Origin of the sequence: Denitrobaculum tricleocarpae, assembly GCF_007004665.1 — a bacterium.
Taxonomy (GTDB): domain Bacteria; phylum Pseudomonadota; class Alphaproteobacteria; order Kiloniellales; family Kiloniellaceae; genus Denitrobaculum; species Denitrobaculum tricleocarpae.
This window is the reverse complement of record NZ_ML660063.1, coordinates 107,529-125,794: the sequence shown is the minus strand read 5'-3', so window position 1 is coordinate 125,794 and position 18,266 is coordinate 107,529. Positions and strand designations below refer to the sequence as shown.

The following is an 18,266-nucleotide window of genomic DNA, read 5'->3' as shown; positions in this document are numbered from 1 at the left end:
CCGAGCGAGATGCCTGTCTTGCGGGTGAAGCGCAACATCGAGTAAACAGGAGCTCGAAGTCGACAATTTGTAATATGTATTATTAATGACTTCAAGATCGCTCTTGCCCGAAAACCGGGCTTCCTGGATTGTGAAAGCTGAAGGGACGCCGGAGTGCCGCTGCAGAAACGTCCTTGACGCAAACCGCCCATAACGTCGATCGTCCAGTGAGAATGGAGCGCGTGGCAACCTCAGACTGACCAGAACAGGTGCAAACTCGCGGTCCGTTTTAGAAGGAAAGAGCATTGGAGATACAGCGCAAACGCTTGAACCTCCGCGACACCGTTGTCGAGGCGCTGGCGGTACGGATCATCACCGGGACCTATGTTCCGGGCACGGCTCTGCCCCACGAAACCAATCTGCTTGAAGAGTTCGCGGTCAGCCGAACCTGCCTGCGCGAAGCTCTCCAGCTCTTGTCCGGCAAGGGTCTCATCGTTTCGCGTCCGCGGATCGGCACGGTCGTGCGCGACCAGATCGACTGGAACTTCCTTGACGCGGACATGTTGCGTTGGCGCCGCCAGGTTATTCCGCCGCAGACCTATCTGAACGAGCTCTTCGCCATGCGCCGGCTGGTGGAACCGGAAGCGGCCGCGCTGGCGGCGGAGCGCGCGACGAAGGACCAGATGATACAGATCCGCAGCGCTTATGAAGCCATGGGCGCCCGCAGTCCCCACTATTCGGACGACGCCATTGAGGGCGACGTCACGTTCCACCGCCTGATCCTGACGGCCAGCGGCAATGCGCTCTTCTCCGGTGTGGGTGCCTGCATCGAGGAAAGCCTGCGGGCCTCGATCAGGTTGACCTCCCAACCGACGGTCGAAGCTCCGGACTCCCGCTCGTTGCACGGGGCCGTCATTGACGCAATTGAAGAACGGGACAGCGAAGCGGCCCGCCACAGGTCACATCAGTTACTGGATGTGACACTCCAATCCCTGAAAGATGCCGGCTATGCCCCAAGCTGAATGAGAGCCTGAGCCGGTCTCCTCGGCTATGCAACCTGTCCATCGGGACGCTGCAAACGCCGGTAGGTCGCCGGTGCCGTATTGAAATGACGCTTGAAGACCCGTCCGAATGCGGCCTCGGAATGATACCCGCTCTGTTCCGCCACCTGGTAGATCGAGGCATCGGTTTCGACAAGGTTGCGGCGGGCAATCTGCATGCGCCAGGCCGTCAGATACTGGATCGGAGTCATTCCCATCAACTCGTGAAAGCGCATGGCAAAGGCGGTGCGCGACAGGCCGGCGTTTCGCGCCATGGCGTCCAAGGTCCAGGCCTCCGCCGGATTGCGGTGAAGTTCCGCGAGGCTGCGGCCAATATGCTGATCCACGACCCCCTTGAAAACCAGTTGCCGTTGGCCGTCGCCCGTCAGGTAGGCCCGGATTGCCTGGGTGAAGATGATCTCGGTCAGCTTGAGGGCGATGAGGTCGCCGCCCAGATTGGCGCGGCCCGCCTCGGCGCCGATCAGTTTCAGGGTTGATTCGAGCCAGAGGGTCGAAGACTCACCAAAATCCTTGATGTGCAGATAGGGTGGCAGCTCTTCGATCAGGGGATGGGTTGCATCCCGGTCGAAGGCGAAGTGTCCGCAAACCAGTTGCGTCTCGTAGCCACTGCCCTGCTCCCCGACAACCAGAGCACCTTCGCCTGTAAAGCCTGCATCAGAGACCACTTGATCGACTGTCTTGAGAGGCCGGTCGGGATGATCCCGCATGCTGTGTTGCGCGCCGTGGGTAATGATCGCGAGGTCTCCCTGCTCCAGCAGGAGAGGTTCCTCCACACCCTCAACACGCAACCAGCAGCGGCCACGATGGACGAAATGAAAGCGCGAAACATTCTCAAAGGCCGGAACCAGGACACCCCAGGGCGGATTAAAGGATGTTCTGAAGTAAAAAGTGCCCTTTAACTTCAGCAATTCGAGTATGTCGCTCAGCAAGTCCATATCCAAAACCTCCGGCCAAAAGATGACCTCAAAAGTTCCGAAAAGCACTATGCCGCGGAGAAAGCTGTACGATCGATCAAGTTTTCTGGACGTTCTGTGATCGATCAGGCTGTTCGACGACCAATCCGGCAGGATGCGTGAGGGCCCCGGCGCAATGGTGCCGAGACGGTGAGGTAAATCAATGGCAGTAGTTCAACGCACCCGCCGCCAGGACGGCCCAGGGCTCACCACCGACGTCATCGATGGTTTTCACCACCTTGCCGCGGATGACATCGATCACGGCCACCTGGTCGGTCTCAACCAGCGCAACATAGACCTTCAGTCCGTCGGTGGTGGTTGCGGCGGTCTCGGGCATCGAAGGCAGGTCAAAGCGTCTGATGATGCGCTGTTCGAGCAGATCGATCATGGTGACGCCTCTGTCCGCCCGGCTGAAGGCGAAGGCCACACTGCCAAAGAGCGCCGTGTTCACGCCCGTCATATCCCGAATTCCCTGGAAACGAGCGGATTCTCTCCGCGTGCGCGCCGAGATCACCGAGAGGCTGTCATCGTTGCGGTTGGGCACCAATACATACTGGCTATCCACCGTGGGAAAGCCGCGCCAGTGTTCGCCGGGCAGGACGACAGAATCAATCGCCGTTTCCTTTTGCAGATCGAGGACGCTCAGACCGCCGCCTTCGCGGTGCAAGGCAAAACCGTAGCGGCCGCCGGGTGTACGGGTGAGATGCGCGATACCGCCGGTTTCCGGCGAGATGTTCTCAAGAGAGATTGACCCCGAAACCCTGCCCTCGACGACATCGATCACCGAAATCTCACCCCTCGCACGGTGCGATAGGAAGAGGCGGTCCCCTTTGGCGCTGAACATGGAGTATCCCGGCTCCGGTAATCCTTCAATCCGATGCAACTCCCGCTGCTCTTCCAGGGAAACGATTAACAGAGTGCCCCGGTCGTCGCCAACCGCCAGCAAATGATCGTCCGGCCCCAGTTCGATAAAGCTGGGCTCGAAACCCAGCTCAAGCCTGAAAAGCGTTTCCCGGCTGTCAAAATCGATCAGAGACAGAGTTTGCAGCGCTCCATTGGTGGCAATCAGCTGCCGACGCTCTTTGGAGGCCAGAAGATGGAGAGGCACGCCATGCGTCGAGATGCGGGAAACGACTTCGTCCTTGCGGATATCGATGACCGCAATCTCGGCTGTGGTTCGATTGGCGACGAAAATGAAATTGTCCATCGCTTCGCGCGCGGAGACGCCTGCCGCGGCCGAAAAAAGCATCAAAACCGCGAGCAAAGCGGCGGCACAGGCCCGCATCTTGGAGTGAAACGTCGCAGACATCGCAAATCCCGCCAACAAAGAGATCTTCAGCAAGAAACAATACATCGCGCGCGCGGAATCCGATAGAAAGCAAATCCTGCAAAGTTTCTTTCAAGCGACGTAACCCACGGCAAAGATCAAAACGGGCTATGTACGACGGCGATTCCTTTTACACACTCTCGGATGGCGGCCAGATCGGCCTCACGCTTCTTTCGCTGTTTTTGACGGCTGCAATGCTTGTTGCCGCCGGACGCCTGTTCCGGTTGGTGCCGGACAAGGGTCTGCCCGCTCTGCTCGCCGCAAGGATAGGAGTCGCGGTCTTCATAATGTGGATCTTCGTCTGGCTGTCACCGCAAGCCTACTATCTCTACTACCAGATCATCTTCGAGGGCTTGCCATGGCAAATCGTGATCCGGCCTCCACCTGAATTCCACGCGATCCTTCAGCCCCTCACCTTCAGTGGCCCGGCGACCCTCTCCGCTCACGCCAAAGGCGCGCTGGCCTGGCTGCTCATTCTCTACGCGGCCGCCTGGCCAGTCTTTCAGCATCTCAGGCAAGCGCAAGCCAAGCCTCCGCGCAGCTGACGCATCGAAGCACGACCCGCTGGCTCAGGGTTTCTCTTCAGGCTTTTCGATCCCATAGGGTTCGTGCATGCGCTCGGCGGCAGCGTAAACACCGATCGTTTTTTGAAGCCGAAGACGCTCCGCGTCCCTGCGCCGGAATTCGTTTACGGTCTGCTCAACCTCGGTTTCGCTGACCCCCAGGCGCAAAAGCCCCTCGCGCGCCATCAGGACGCTGGATTCGAAGGTTTCGCGCACGATTAGTCCGTTGGTCCAATCCATCAGCTCCATGACATGCATGCGGTCATAGGCGCGAACGACGGTCTTGACCTTGGGAAAGGATCCCTTGATCCGTTTCACCATCTCGGTACAGGTGTCCTTGTCGTCGGCACAGACAAAGATCACCTCCGCTTCGTCGGCGCCCGCGGCCCGCATGACGTCGATCCGTTGCACGTCGCCGTAAAACACCTTGGTCCCGAAGGTTCGGGCGATTTCGATCCTCTCGGGATCGGTATCGATCATGGTCGCGACAATCCCCCGCGCCGACATCAGTTGCGCCACGACCTGCCCGATCCGCCCGAACCCGGCGATGATCACGCGGGCATCCTCGACCTTGCGCACGGGCGGTTTCTCGCCGGCGGGCTCCCTGGCGGCCGCCTTTTGCGCGATCCGCCCCACGATCGCCGTCGCCAGGGGCGTCAAGGCCATGGAAATCGTCACGCTGGCGGTCATGAGATTTGCGATCAGGTCGGAGAAGATCGCCCCTGCGGACGCCGCCGAGAAAAGGACGAAGGCGAATTCGCCGCCCTGACAGAGCGTGGAGGAGATCGTCAGGCCCTCGATGTTCCCATTACCGAAAAGACGCGCGAGGATATAGAGAATGGCCGCCTTCACCGCCATGGCCGCTATCACCGCCAGAAGCACGAGCACGAGGTTCTCAAACACCAGCCCCCAGTCGACGGACATTCCGACCGCCATGAAGAAAAGGCCGAGCAAGAGTCCGCGGAAAGGCTCGATGTCCGCTTCCAACTGATGCCGGAATTCCGAATCAGCCAGCATGACACCTGCAAGGAATGCCCCGAGGGCCATGGACAGGCCCGCGGCATCCATCATCAGCGAGGTGCCGACAACCAGCAACAGGGAAGCCGCGGCAAACACCTCGCGGGAATTGGCTTTCGCCACGAGCCGGAAAATCCGGTTCAACAGGAAGCGGCTCAGGAGGAGGAGACCACCAACCACGGCGATCGCCTTGATTGCCGCCAGCCAGAAAGGATCCGCGGACTCTCCGCCGACGGTGCTGAATATGCCGACCAGTGCCAGCAGCGGCACGACGGCGATGTCCTGGAACAGGAGAATGGCGAAGGCGGTCCGTCCATGGCGGGTGTTGAGGTCGCCCCGCTCCTGCAGGATTTGCAGGGCAAAGGCGGTCGACGACAAGGCGAGACCGAACCCGGCGATGATCGAGGCCTGCCAGCTCAGGCCCAGCAGATAGGCCGCACCCGAAAGAACAAAACCCGTCGTAAAGACCTGAGCGAGGCCAAGGCCGAAGATTTCCCGCCGCATCACCCAGAGACGGCTGGGTTTCAACTCAAGGCCGATGATGAACAGCAGAAGCACGACCCCGAACTCGGCGAAATGCAGAATATCCTCGGCATTGCTGATGATCCCGATGCCGAAGGGACCAATGACCGTACCTGCCGCCAGAAAGCCCAGAACAGACCCAAGGCCGAAACGCTTGAAGAGCGGCACTGCGACAACCGCCGCCGCCATGAAGACAGCAGCTTCGGCCAGGAACCCCATTTCACCGGGCGCTTCCGTCATCTTGCAAAACCCGCAGAAGCCACAGGCCGACAAGAGTTCGCATCATCCTGATATTGAGCGGACTTGAAAACCCCAACACCTCTTCGTCGATGCATCTGCCTGTTCAATCCCCCGAGCTTCGCGATCGCAGTCGATTGGTGACCGCGCGGACAACACTCCACAGGCGGACACCCCGATGAGAGATATAGCGGACAAAGGCCATCCGCCCAAACCTAATCGGTTCCTGCCGGGTTCGATTGAGGAACTGCGTTACTCTTTTACCGCACCGGTCATCGAGGAAACGTAGTGTTCGACGAAGAAGGAATAGATGATCGCAACAGGCACTGAGCCCAAAAGTGCACCGGCCATCAGGGAGCCCCAGTGATAGACGTCGCCGTCCACCAACTCCGAAAGGACGGCCACCGGCACGGTCTTGTTGGAGGAGGTGCTGATGAAGGTCAGGGCATAGATGAACTCGTTCCAGCAGAGCGTGAAGGAAAAGATACCGGCGGAAATCAGGCCGGGAACGGAGAGCGGCAGGACGATCTTCACCAGGATCTGCAGGCGGGACGCGCCATCGATCAGGGCGCATTCCTCGAGCTCAAAGGGAATCGTTTTGAAGTACCCCATCAACAACCAGGTGCTGAAGGGAATCAGAATCGTCGGATAGGAGAGAATCAGCGCCAGAGGACTGTCGAAGAGTCCATACTCGAAGATCACGGTCGAAAGCGGAATGAAGAGGATCGACGGCGGCACCAGGTAGGCCAGGAAGATCAGACCGCCGATTGTTTGAGCCCCCTTGTATTTAATGCGGACGATCGCGTAGGCCGCCAAGACGCTGGCCACAACCGACAGGAAGGTTGCGACCACGGCAACCAGCATGGTGTTCCACATCCAGGCGGGATACTCGGTCTCGAACAAGAGTTTTTCGAAGTGCTGTAAGGTCGGGGACGACACCCAGAGCGGATTGTGGTTGCTCATATCCAGCAGTTCGCTGTTGGGTTTCACCGAGGTGGTCCCCATCCAGTAGAAAGGGAACAGCAGAACGAACATGATCAGGATTAGCGGCAGGTAGACGGTCACGAACCGCGATTGCCGCGTGATCAGATAATCCATGCCTTCCGAATCATCGGAGACCGGCTCGCGGGTCTTGGCGGTTTTCAATGCGGCTTCAGTCATCGCTTTCACCCTGTTGCCATTTGCGGCGTTGCAGGCCAAACCAGGAGAACATGATGGCGGACAGCAGGAAGGGGATCATCGCGGTGGAGATCGCCGCGCCCTCGCCCAGGTTGCCGCCAAGGATCGCGCGCTGATAGGAGAGGGTCGCCATCAGGTGCGTCGCGTTGACCGGTCCACCGCGGGTCATGGCATAGATCAGCTGGAAATCGGTGAAGGTGAAGAGCACCGAGAAGGTCATGACCACCGCAATAATCGGGGTCAGCAGCGGATAGGTGATATGCCGGAACATCGCCCACTTGGAGGCGCCGTCAATGGTCGCAGCTTCATAGAGAGACTGCGGCACCGTCTGCAACCCGGCCAGAAGCGTAATGGCCACAAAGGGCACGCCACGCCAGATGTTGGCAAAGATGACCGATGCCCGCGCATTGTTGGGCGTGCCGAGGAAATCGATATTCTGCTCGATGATGCCGAGCTCGATCAGCGCCCAGGAGATGATCGAAAACTGCGAATCGAAGATCCACCAGAAAGCGATGGCGGAGAGCACCGTGGGAACGATGAAGGGCAGCAGCACGATGGCCCGGATGAAGGCCTTGAAGGCAATATTATTGTTGAGCAGAAGCGCCAGATAGAGCCCGATGGCGAATTTGATGACGCTGGCAACGATCGTATAGAGCAGGGTATTGAAAACCGACAACCAGAAGACGCTGTCGCCCCAAAGCCAGACAAAGTTCTCGATCCCGATGAATTCGCCGGCGCGCCCGATCCGCGCGTCGGTCAGGCTCAGCCATATTCCGAGGCCGAGCGGATAGGCCAAAAAGAGAAGCAGGAATGCCGCGGCCGGCAGCATGAACCAGAGACCAAGAACGTTTCGGTTCTCGTTGAGCCTGGTCCAGAAGCTGACCGGGGCGACCGCGGTTTGTCTCGCTGCGGCGTCAAGCATATTGGCGGAGCATCCCGAAAGCGAAAAAGACTGAGAGCCGATGCCGAAACACCGGCTCTCGTGAAGTTCAGACTATGACTTAACTTCGATAGATCCGTTTCGCTTTGCGGGTGGCCTGTTTCACGGCCTCCTCGGGCGTCGTCTGGCCGGTCGCTGCCGAGGCCAGCATGTCCACGACGATGAAGTCGGCAAGCGCCGCCGCCGCCCGCTCACCGACCGACCCCTTACCGCCGGCGGTCAGCGTCCGCTTGGCACAGTCACGGAAGATCGTGCGCTTGGGATCCGAGGTCCAGATCGGGTTGTCGTCGTAGCCGTTCAGCGGATGCGTCAGGTATGCAACCGATCCAACCAGCCAATCGTCGTACTGCGGTTTGGACATAATGAATTCGAAGAGCGCCTTACAGGCATTGGGATACTTCGAATACTTGAAGGCCATCAAGGACCAGGCGACATGCAACTCCGTCGGTTTGCCCGAAACACCGACCGGATAGAAGGCATGATCCATGTCTTCCGAAATATCGGTCATGCCCTCGGTGAGCGCTTTCTGGTAGATCGAGATTCCGTTGTTGGTGACCGAGACCTCGCCTGCCAGGAAGGCCTTGTTGTTCGAGCCGTCGTTCCAGGAGGCCGTCCCCGGGATCCAGCTGTCATAGAGCGCCTTGACGTACTCGCAGGCTTTGACCGCTTCCGGTGAATCCAGGATGACCTTGTCGTTCTCGTCGACCACATAGGCGTCGTGAGCCCAAAGCGCCCAGTGAGTCCAGGCATTGCCGTCGCCCGAAGCATGCCCGAGCGCCATGCCCATGGGGGTGCCGTTCGCCTTCAGCGCTTTCGACATCTCCAGGAAACCTTCGAGGTCTTCCGGAACGCTCTGGAAGCCGGCCGCCTCGATCATGGAGTTGCGGTAATTGAGATAGTTACCGCCAAAACAGATCGGGATGTTGATCCAGGTTCCGCCGTCGCCCTTGCCGTAGGTCTCCGCGGCTTCAACCCAGCCGCCATAGAGACCACCCAGATGATCGGCGACATCGGTGAGATCAATCAGCTTGTCGGGGAAAAGATGGGCCGTGGAGTAGAGACCCCAGATCAGATCGGGACCGGAACCCACGTTCGCGGCGACCGAGGCCTTGGGCTGAATGTCATCCATGAACTCACTCTCGACCGTGACCTTGACACCGGTCGCCTGCGTGAAGGCATCGATCAGGGCCAGGAAGGCGTCTTCTTCGGATTGAATGAACCGCTTCCAGCGCAGCAGGCGAAGCTCCGCGCCGGCTTCCGGCTTGAATTTCATATCGGCGGCCCAGGCCTTCGCATAGCCGAGCAGTTGAGCGGGTGTCAGCGCAGCGCCTAACGCCAGCGCGGTGCTCCCTTTGAGCAGGGAACGGCGATCAATGTTAAACATCTATTTCCTCCCATTATTTATCGGCGCTTTTCGGCGCCGTTTTATGACTTATCGCGATCACTCCTTCTCCCGCTGCCCGGATCGGGCAAGGGAAGTCCTCCTCCTAAAGCCGCTGTCCGTTATCACTGTCGAAAAGATGGACGAGCTCCGGGTTTGGCTGCAGATGAATCTTCTGCCCTGGCTTCAAATCATGCCGTTCCCGGAAAACGGCAACGATGTGGTCGCCGCCCATATCGGCAACGACCTGAATTTCGGATCCCGTCGGCTCTACAACGACAACCGATGCCTCGGCGCCCTCGTCGGACAGGACAAAGTGTTCCGGACGCACCCCGTAGACGGCCGGACGGCCGTCACTGGCCGCAGGTGCACTCGCGCCAAGCGGCAAGTCAATGCCACCCTCCGTGCGCAGGCGCGCGGAGCCGTTCGCTCCAGTGATGTGGCCGCTCATGAAGTTCATCGCGGGCGAACCGATAAAGCCGGCGACAAAACGGTTGGCCGGGTTGTCGTAGAGATCAAGCGGCGCACCGATCTGTTCGACAATCCCGTCGTGCATGACAACGATCTTATCCGCCATGGTCATGGCTTCGATCTGATCATGGGTCACATAGACCGTGGTCGTGCGCAAACGCTGATGCAGTTCCTTGATCTCGGTGCGCATCTGAACCCGCAGCTTGGCATCCAGGTTGGAGAGCGGTTCATCGAATAAAAAAACCTGCGGATCGCGGACGATCGCCCGCCCCATGGCGACGCGCTGACGCTGACCGCCCGAGAGCTGGCGCGGGTAGCGGTCCAGCAGCGGCATGAGCCCGAGTATTTCCGCGGCAATATGAACACGCTCGGTCACAATCGCGTTTTCCGTGCGCCGCAGCCGCAGCGAGAACGCCATGTTCTCCGAGACCGTCATGTGGGGATAAAGGGCGTAATTCTGGAACACCATGGCGATGTCCCGCTCCTTCGGAGGCATCTGGTTCACGACCCGCTCACCGATGGAAATCTCGCCGGAGGTGATCTTTTCCAGACCGGCGATCATGCGCAGGAGAGTGGATTTCCCGCAGCCGGAGGGGCCGACGAGGATGACGAATTCTCCGTCTTCGATCGAAATGTCAACGCCGTGAATAATCTCTACCGGTCCGAACGATTTCCGAACATCGTGGATACCAACCGAAGCCATCGTGCCACGTTCTCCCCTCGATTTGGGCCGAATTCGGTGCCGGCCTTCTCAATCCCGCTTATACCGCGTTTACGGATTCAGTAATGTACACATTATTATAAAATCGTCGCCGCGTCTAATTCTTCGCCATTATGCAGGCTCTTGAATGTCTGTGCAGCCTGCGCTCCGCTCCCGTCACGATTGTTGTTAAGTCTTTGGCAAAACTATAATATTCAGATTTCAACAACGGTAGTCATAGGACTTTCGTTGACGCGGGAAACCGCATCTAGGTTTGCGCATTGACCTCTCTTTGCGAAGCGTCGATCACGTCAAAGCTGCGGTCCGACATGGCCTTTTGGACCTGATAGATCGATCCGAGCTGGGGTGGCTTTGGGATCGGCAAACGCACAGGAACCGGCTCCAGGCGCGGGGCGATCGTCGCATCCCCGCAGAGAATCCGGGTATCATAGTCTTCCAGTGTTCCCATCTCGCTGAACGAGCCCTGCAGCGGCCAGGCATCCACCGCCGTCATTTCATAGAGCAGCAGGGCGCGATCCCGCGTAGAGCGGTTCAGGTCCGAGCCGTGCACCGTCCGGCCGTGATGGATGGAGATCGATCCGGCAGGGGCGGTCAGCGGGACTGCGTCCGCAGGGTCCAGGCCTGACTTTTCCAGGGACATCGCACCGCAGAAATAACCCTCCGCATGGTGGTCAAAGATTTCGCCCCGGTGACTTCCCGGATAGACCAGCAGAGGACCGTTCTCCGGCCCGACATCGTCCAGCATGACACCGACGGCCAGGACGTCGTCGTTGGTGTGAGGATAGAAGGCCCAATCCTGATGCCACTCGACGGCCGCGCCGTACCCGGCGGATTTAAGATTGAGTTTACTGGTGTGCAGGCGCACCGAACCTCCGATCAGCGCCCGGACCGGGTCGAGTATCCATTTGCTCCGCATCAAATCTCCAAAGACCGGGCTGACCGCGTGGGGAAGCTTGACCCTGCGCACCCGCGGCTGGTCCGGCCGGTGGCTATCCTCCAGATCGAGAACGTCGTTGCTCTCGTCTATGCCACGCGCGAGTTCGATAAAGTGCGCCAGCTCTGCCCGGGCGGCAGCGATCAGATCCTCTGGAATCTGTCGCTCCAGAACCAGGTAACCTTGCGTCCGGTAAAAATCGATCTGTTTTGCAGTCAGCATACAGCTCTCCCATGGAACGCAGTTTGTCCCCTCCGATTGTTAACGATAATATAGCTCCACGGCCGAAAAAAGACAGTAAGCTCTCGCTCCCACCTCACTTCACGACACGTGCGTCCGCAAAGAATCTGCAAACGCCGAGCGTTACAGGAAAAATCATGATCGAAGACCCTCCCATTCTCACAGTGCAGCGAGATGTCACCCGCGCACCGGAAGCCACAGTCGCAGCTTTCAAAGGCGTCGCCACCAGCAATCTCATCGACGCCCTGGGCGGCACCGGGGCGCTGCAACACTCCATCAAACCCCTGGGCGTGGCGGACGGCCTGCCTTTCAAGTTCTGCGGCTCGGCGGTCACCGCGCTTTGCGGGCCATCGGATAACCTGGCGCTCTTTGCCGCTCTTAGTCTCGCAGGGCCGGGCGATGTCATCGTCGCAGGAACGGAGGCTTTCGAGGGCGCAGCGGTCGCGGGCGATCTCGTGCTCGGCATGGCCAGGAACAAAGGCGTGGCCGCATTTGTCACGGACGGGATGCTCCGTGACTACGAGGCCATTCTGCAGGTCGGCCTGCCGGTCTATTGCGCAGGCCTCACGCCCAATTCACCGTCGCGGACCGGCCCGGGAGCCGTCAACCTGCCCCTCGCGATCGGCGGTCTGGTGATCGAACCCGGTGACATTCTGGCGGGTGACCGGGATGGTGTGGTCGTCATCCCGCGCACAAGGTCTGAGAGCGTCAAAGCCGCACTGCCGGCGCTCCTCGCGGCGGAACAGGAGCTTTTGTCGAAAGTCGAGGAGGGCCTGACGGTTCCCGGACACACCGAGGCGCTCATGGCCTCCGACCGCGTGAAGTATCTCGACTGAGGCTTTTTAGTCCACGCCTTTGAGGCGGTGTCCGGGCGCTGCCGTCTCCTGCGCCGCCGTTGCCATCAGGATCGCATTGGTACGCCGCAAGGACTCCTGATGCGTGTCCCAGGCGGTCGGCGAAAGCGCGGCATCGGGCCGCGGCGGAGAGTCGAAATGGCGATAGTCATCACGGCCCCGCGCGAGCACCGCAAAGGTTCGCCCGCCATTCTGCCGGACATGGGTCGGGATATAGCGGACGGCAAAACCGACCCTTGGATACCGCGCCCGGTTCGGTTCGGAGCCATGGACCAGCCGGACGTGATGCAGGCTCATTTCCCCAGGCTGAAGCTCGATGTCCTGTGCTTCGTCTTCGGTTACATCGACCGCGATTTCCTGTCCACGGCTCAGCATGTTGGTCTCTGCGAAGCTGTCGACGTGGGCCACCTGCCCCTGGGTGTGACTTCCCGGCACGACCCTGAGGCAGCCGCTTTCCGGAACACTCGGCGTCAAGGCGATCCAGGCCGTGGTGATCTCCGGCGGCTCCAGGCCCCAGTAGGTCGAATCCTGGTGCCAGGACACGAATTTTTCATCGCCCGGATCCTTCAGGAAAAAGCCCGACGACCAGACCAGCAGATTTGGCCCTAGCACCGCTTCCACCGCATCCAGCACCTTTTCGGAAAGCGCGAGATCGTAAAAGCTCGGCAGCAGCAAGTGACAGTTCGTGCCCAGGAACTGCCCGGCGTCAGAAGGATGTTCGCGCCGGAGCCGGGCGACCTCGTCTCTCAACACCCCGGTCTCCGCGTCGCCCAACACCCGGATCGGCGCCGCAAAACCATTCTCGTGATAGTCGGAAACCTCGAATGCCACCGGACCTCTCCTAAACAGGTTCGCGCGCCTCCTATGTTACCCTACCGGAAGAACATCGTCAGTTCCGGGAACAGGAATATCAACGCGAGCACGAAGAGCTGCAGACAAATAAAGGGCAGGAAGCTGCGGAAAATATCGACCAGCGAGATATGCGGCGGTGCGACGGACTTCAGATAAAAAGCCGCCGGACCGAAAGGCGGACTCAGGAAACTGACCTGCATATTCACGCAGAAGAGAATCCCGAACCACACCGAAAGGAACGTGGGCGCGGCAACCAGAGCGCCAGTCAGACCGATTTCATCAATGGGCAACTTGAGGACGATCGGCAGGAAGACCGGCATCACCAGCAACACGATGCCGACCCAGTCCATGATGGCGCCGAGGATCAGGAAGATCACCATCATCACCAGCAGGATACCAAAGGTCGGCAGATCCGAGCCGACGATCAGGTTGGCAACATAGGTCGGGCCGCCGGCCAATGAATAGGCGCCGGCCAGGGCCGTTGCGCCGAAGGTGATCCAGAGGATAGTACCGGTCGATTTATAGGTCCGCATCAAGGCTTCTTTGACCAGTGTCCAGGACATCTCGCCCCGGATTAAAATCAGCACCAGCACCGCAACCACACCCATACCGGCGGCCTCGGTGATCCCGGTGATGCCGCCGTAGATCGAACCCAGAACCACGAAGACCACGGTCAAAGGTGCCAATAGACCCGGCAAAGCCCGAAGCTTCTCCGCCATGGTAACGCTCTCTCCGCCTTCAGGCAGCGGCGCGAGTTCCGGATTCAGTCTTGTGCGCACAATGATATAGAGAATGTAGCAGCCACCCAGAATCAAGCCCGGCACAAAGGCAGCCTTGAAGAGCGCATGAATCGAGGTTTCGGTAACCAGCCCGTAGATGATCAGAACGATGGACGGCGGAATCATGGTTCCCAGACTGCCGGATGCGCAGATGGTGCCGATCGCAAGGTTCTGGTTGTATCCCAGGCGCAGCATATTGGGCAGCGCGATCAAGCCGAGCAGAACAACTTCGCCCCCGATAATGCCGGACATGGCCGCCATGATGATAGCCATGATGGCGGTCACGACGGCAAGACCGCCACGCGTGCGGCTGAGCCAGATGTTCAGGCTGTCGAACATCGCTTTCGCGATATTCGATCTCTCGAGCAAACAGGCCATAAATATGAAGAGAGGAACGGATATCAGCACATAGTCGGTAAGCAACCCGTACATGCGCTGGGCAAGAATATTCAGAATGCCGGTTCCAAAGGTTTTGAAAAGAGCTTCCGGGCCAAACTTCATGACCAGAACGGCAACCGCGAGGAAACCCGAAGCAAACCCGAGCGGCATACCGATTGCCAGCAGGACGAAAATCCCGATCAACAAGACCAGTGAGATCGTTCCAATATCCATTTATCTTATTTCCCCCTGCCCGGCTTTTGTGGCATCAGGCGCACCGCCGGTCATCCCTGTACCGCACGTTTCATCGTGCTCGTTTATCGCGTGGAATTGCTGTCGAGACCAACGCTATCGCTGTGTAAGATTTCATCACTCAGCTCAGGCGTGATGTCTTCGACAATTTCATGCGTCTCTTTGTCCTTGTGCCAGTCGGAAATCAGGTTCATGACCGCCTGAAGAGCGATCAGAACGACCGTGATCAGAACGAGCGGCTTCATGGTCGCCGGGATGGGTGGGTCCCAGGCGGTGCCGAAGGCTTCCCAGCGCATCAGCTTGACCCAGGCTTCGTTGAAACCGCCCCACACCACGGCAGCCGCGAATATGCAGATACAGAGAGTAGAGATCACATCGAAGATGCGCTGCCAGGTGCGCGAGACCACATCGTAGAGCATGAAAATCCGGATATGGGCGCGCTGCTGCATAACATAGAGGCCGGCCAGCAAGTAGACAGCACCCGCCACCCAGAGCGACATTTCGTTCACCCAGAGCGTCGGCTTTTCGAAGATGTAGCGCATCACCACTTCGTAAAAGATGATCGCCACGATAAAGGCGACGATATACATCGTTACGCGGCTGATCGCGATGGAGATGCGGTCCATCCAACTCGTGACTTCGTGTTCAACCATATCCTGCTCCGTCCTCCGCCTTCACCAAAAAGCAGATTTCTGCGCCTGCTTTTTCCACTGCATTCATCTTCCGGGAAGTGAAGGCCCCCGGCACAAACTAAAGCACTAAATCGAGCGCCGCTAAAGCCCGAAACAGGGCAAGATCGGATGCGGATAACTGCCAGAGGCAATTGACCCCACGCATGAACCCGGGTTGCAAGCCGTCGCCGTTGTCGGCGATTTGCCGAGACTTAGTGCTGAAAATGAGATGCTGTGCCTCTCGGCAGGAGCGCACATTTGCGTGCATGCTCCATGAATTCCTCCCTGCGAATAACTTTTATGCACCGCCGAAAGTAACCTCTTTCGACTTAGCTCTATTTTTATCAGTGCTAGCATGCTAGCGAACCACGATCAAGCCACGCGCCGACCGGTCTGGCCTCTGAAGGCACCTGCTTGACCGTGCAAAAGGACGTGGCTCCCGGAGCGAATCGGGTCTATTTCTCCGTCCTTACTTAAGGTCGGTCTTCACTCAAGCTTTGCCCTGACTTGAAGAGCCACCCTACGCGCGCGGGCGCAGCTTTTGCGGATCGTAAAACGGCAGCGGCACCTGCTTCACAGCAAGGCGTTTGAGCTGACCATCGAGCTGTCCGATTTCGAAATCGGCCTGGTCTCTCTCAGCAATCGCGGCCTCTACGGCGACTCGCGCCATCGCAATCGGATGCCCTAGATGCGGAGAGCGGCAGGCGCTGGTGACCACCCCGACCTGGGTGCGGCCGCGAAACACCGGGTCGCCGTGACGGGGACAGTCCTGCCCGGAAACGACCAACCCGATCAGTTGATTGCGTTGGGCCGAAGCGTTGCGCAACAGGGCCTCACGGCCGACGAAATCGCGGTCCTTGCTTTTCAGCGGCACGGCAAAGCCTACCCCTGCTTCGAAAGGATCAATGCTATCGTCGAACTCATGTCCAGCCACCGGCAATGCCGCCTCGATCCGAAGAAGATCGAGGGCGTCCAGCCCCATAGGGACTAAGCCATGGGGCTGACCGGCTTCCATGATTGCATCCCAGACGGCTGGCGCGTCTTCGGGCGCGGTGAAGACCTCATAGCCCAGTTCTCCGGTAAATCCGCTGCGCGACACGAGCACCGCAGGCCCGTTGAAGTCACCAATCCTGCCAACCAGGAACCGGAACCACTTCAGTTCGTCGAGGCGCGGATGCCCCTCTCCCGTCCAGATCAGCGATGAGAGCACATCCCTGGACCTGGGCCCCTGAACCGCCAGATTGCAGAGACTGGAGGTCGCCGTGCGGATCTGGACATCGAGTTCCAGGGATGCCGCAAGTTCACGCAACCAGGCGGCAGCCTGGGCATCGCCCGCCATCCAGCGAAAGCCCTCCGGCGACAAACGGAACAGCGTTCCATCGTCGAACATCGCGCCGGTCGAGCGGCACATGGGGCTGTACACGACCTGCCCGACCGCGGCCCGGCGCACATCCCTGGGCAAGGCATAATCCATCAGCGCCTCGGCGCCGGGACCGGTAACATCGACCTTGCCGAGCTGCGACATGTCCTGGAGGGTCACCGAATCGCGGCAGGCCCAGTATTCGGCGACTGCACCGGACGCCGTGTAGCTGCCCGGGATCCAAAAATCCTTGGCCGCGCGATAGTCCCGGGTCAGGGCAGAGGTCCGCGTGTGAAAAGCTGTTTCCTTGGTCATCACCGCATCGGAGTCCGGCTCTGCGCGAAAAGCGATCGATTTACGGAACATCTCAGTCTCTTGATATATGCGAAGCTGAACATCGGTCGGATTCCAGCCATTGATCGGCGAGGTATCGTCGGGACAGGCCGTGGAAACACAGACCAGATCCGTCAGGGCCTTCATGAGGACGTAGTCTCCGGGCAGCGACCAGCCCTCGTCCGACACGATGACGTTGCCGGCGTCAACCTGGGTGTTGAAGAAGTAATTGATGGCCGGCCAGGCCGCGCGGGATGCCACGTCCCAGGGCTGCATGGCCTCGGAAATGTTGGTCGAACAATTGACGTGTCCCGGGAAGCCCTTGTTCTCGTAGACCCGGGCCGTGCAGGCCAGGCCATAAGTATCGTGGCGCCCGCAGGTGTCCTGAATGATCTGGACCAGCGGCTGATTGTCCTGGTCGTAGAACTTGTCGGTCAGACCCGGGTTCGGGTAGGTCCGCCCAACCATGGTGCGCGTAACCGTCGAATCGATAAAGCGCTCAAGACCTTTATCCAAAGCCCGCGCGGAAAAGGCGATGAAATCTGAGCACTGCCGCCCGGCGATATCCACCACCTGAATGTATTCACCGGCTTTCACCTCATAAGCCCGGCCGCTTCGGCGCGGCACCATCATGTCGAGACGTGGCTCCGCGAGCGGCGGCGGAGGGCGAAACGCCGCTTCTTGCCCGGCTTCGCCTGAGCGGATGACGTAAACACTCAGGTCGCTGGGCTGCGGACCGTCGATCGGCGCATCCGAAAAATTCTCGTCCACCGCTTGAGGCGGCGCGGCGAAAAGCACGACACTCGAGCGGAGAAGCTCGAAACAGACCGAGTCACCGGGTCTAGTCATGCCCCCCAAAACTGCGAATGCAGTCGCAGCCGCCTCAGGTTCAATCCGGCGCCGCTGCAGAGTGGCGGCCAGCGGCCCATTCAGCACCGACTGCAATCCCGACGTGGACACAACCCGAAGTGCCGAGGGATCACCGGAGCCCAGCGCTTCTGGATCCCAGCCACCATCCGTCGCGAAACTGGTCAGGTGACAAGCCTGTTGCCCTTCCGGATCGACGATTTCCAGTCTGTCGCCGCTGTTCAGCTCAAGAACCAGATGGCCTCTGGCCGGAACGAGATAACGTTCCCGTCTCGGCTCGAGATTATCAAACCCCGGACGCCGGACCGCGGCGGTGCTGCCGGAGCTTTGCAATGCCGGAAAGAGCAAAGTCATCGGGCCTCAAATGCTCCCTGGTAAGACTGAAACAACGCTAA

Annotated in this window: 15 protein-coding genes; 3 read left to right on the top strand and 12 right to left on the bottom strand. The window is 59.4% G+C overall.

What is annotated here, in order from left to right:
• Positions 1–284: 284 nt before the first annotated feature.
• A complete protein-coding gene (locus FKG95_RS26095) occupies positions 285–1,001 on the top strand; it encodes a FadR/GntR family transcriptional regulator (protein ID WP_142899387.1) in 717 nt (238 codons plus the stop codon).
• A gap of 26 nt (positions 1,002–1,027) precedes the next feature.
• Here FKG95_RS26095 and FKG95_RS26090 read toward each other — a convergent pair whose 3' ends face one another.
• On the bottom strand, positions 1,028–1,975 hold the full coding sequence (locus FKG95_RS26090; RefSeq protein WP_142899386.1) for an AraC family transcriptional regulator: 948 nt from the start codon (positions 1,973–1,975) through the stop codon (positions 1,028–1,030).
• A 178-nt stretch (positions 1,976–2,153) separates the two neighbouring features.
• Positions 2,154–3,302, bottom strand: a complete 1,149-nt coding sequence (locus FKG95_RS26085; RefSeq protein ID WP_142899385.1) for a YncE family protein — start codon at positions 3,300–3,302, stop codon at positions 2,154–2,156.
• 128 nt (positions 3,303–3,430) lie between these two features.
• Here FKG95_RS26085 and FKG95_RS26080 point away from each other — a divergent pair, with 128 nt between their 5' ends.
• Positions 3,431–3,865 carry a hypothetical protein gene (locus tag FKG95_RS26080; protein ID WP_142899384.1) on the top strand — a complete coding sequence of 145 codons (435 nt, stop codon included), beginning with the start codon at positions 3,431–3,433 and terminating at the stop codon, positions 3,863–3,865.
• A gap of 24 nt (positions 3,866–3,889) precedes the next feature.
• Here FKG95_RS26080 and FKG95_RS26075 read toward each other — a convergent pair whose 3' ends face one another.
• From FKG95_RS26075 to FKG95_RS26050, 6 genes are all read right to left on the bottom strand, one after another.
• Positions 3,890–5,662 carry a monovalent cation:proton antiporter-2 (CPA2) family protein gene (locus FKG95_RS26075; RefSeq protein ID WP_218940373.1) on the bottom strand — a complete coding sequence of 591 codons (1,773 nt, stop codon included), beginning with the start codon at positions 5,660–5,662 and terminating at the stop codon, positions 3,890–3,892.
• A gap of 249 nt (positions 5,663–5,911) precedes the next feature.
• On the bottom strand, positions 5,912–6,820 hold the full coding sequence (locus FKG95_RS26070) for a carbohydrate ABC transporter permease (RefSeq protein WP_142899383.1): 909 nt from the start codon (positions 6,818–6,820) through the stop codon (positions 5,912–5,914).
• Positions 6,813–7,760 carry a carbohydrate ABC transporter permease gene (locus FKG95_RS26065; protein ID WP_142899382.1) on the bottom strand — a complete coding sequence of 316 codons (948 nt, stop codon included), beginning with the start codon at positions 7,758–7,760 and terminating at the stop codon, positions 6,813–6,815. Before FKG95_RS26065 ends, FKG95_RS26070 begins: the two co-directional genes overlap by 8 nt.
• Before the next feature lie 79 nt (positions 7,761–7,839).
• Positions 7,840–9,162 (bottom strand): ABC transporter substrate-binding protein, encoded by a 1,323-nt coding sequence (locus FKG95_RS26060; protein ID WP_142899381.1) that lies wholly within the window; start codon positions 9,160–9,162, stop codon positions 7,840–7,842.
• 103 nt (positions 9,163–9,265) lie between these two features.
• Positions 9,266–10,333, bottom strand: a complete 1,068-nt coding sequence (locus tag FKG95_RS26055; protein WP_142899380.1) for an ABC transporter ATP-binding protein — start codon at positions 10,331–10,333, stop codon at positions 9,266–9,268.
• 265 nt (positions 10,334–10,598) lie between these two features.
• Complete coding sequence (locus FKG95_RS26050; protein WP_142899379.1) at positions 10,599–11,507, bottom strand: phytanoyl-CoA dioxygenase family protein; 909 nt, start codon at positions 11,505–11,507, stop codon at positions 10,599–10,601.
• A gap of 155 nt (positions 11,508–11,662) precedes the next feature.
• Between FKG95_RS26050 and FKG95_RS26045 the strand changes: the two genes are divergently transcribed.
• Positions 11,663–12,361, top strand: coding sequence for an RraA family protein (locus tag FKG95_RS26045; RefSeq protein ID WP_179954295.1), 699 nt, complete (start codon positions 11,663–11,665; stop codon positions 12,359–12,361).
• Between the two features lie 6 nt (positions 12,362–12,367).
• Here FKG95_RS26045 and FKG95_RS26040 read toward each other — a convergent pair whose 3' ends face one another.
• The 4 genes from FKG95_RS26040 to FKG95_RS26025 form a co-directional block, all read right to left on the bottom strand.
• On the bottom strand, positions 12,368–13,210 hold the full coding sequence (locus tag FKG95_RS26040) for a phytanoyl-CoA dioxygenase family protein (protein WP_179954294.1): 843 nt from the start codon (positions 13,208–13,210) through the stop codon (positions 12,368–12,370).
• A gap of 41 nt (positions 13,211–13,251) precedes the next feature.
• Positions 13,252–14,622, bottom strand: a complete 1,371-nt coding sequence (locus FKG95_RS26035) for a TRAP transporter large permease (protein WP_142899376.1) — start codon at positions 14,620–14,622, stop codon at positions 13,252–13,254.
• 83 nt (positions 14,623–14,705) lie between these two features.
• On the bottom strand, positions 14,706–15,293 hold the full coding sequence (locus tag FKG95_RS26030) for a TRAP transporter small permease subunit (protein WP_142899375.1): 588 nt from the start codon (positions 15,291–15,293) through the stop codon (positions 14,706–14,708).
• A gap of 538 nt (positions 15,294–15,831) precedes the next feature.
• Positions 15,832–18,225, bottom strand: coding sequence for a DUF1989 domain-containing protein (locus FKG95_RS26025; protein WP_142899374.1), 2,394 nt, complete (start codon positions 18,223–18,225; stop codon positions 15,832–15,834).
• Between the last annotated feature and the right edge of the window lie 41 nt (positions 18,226–18,266).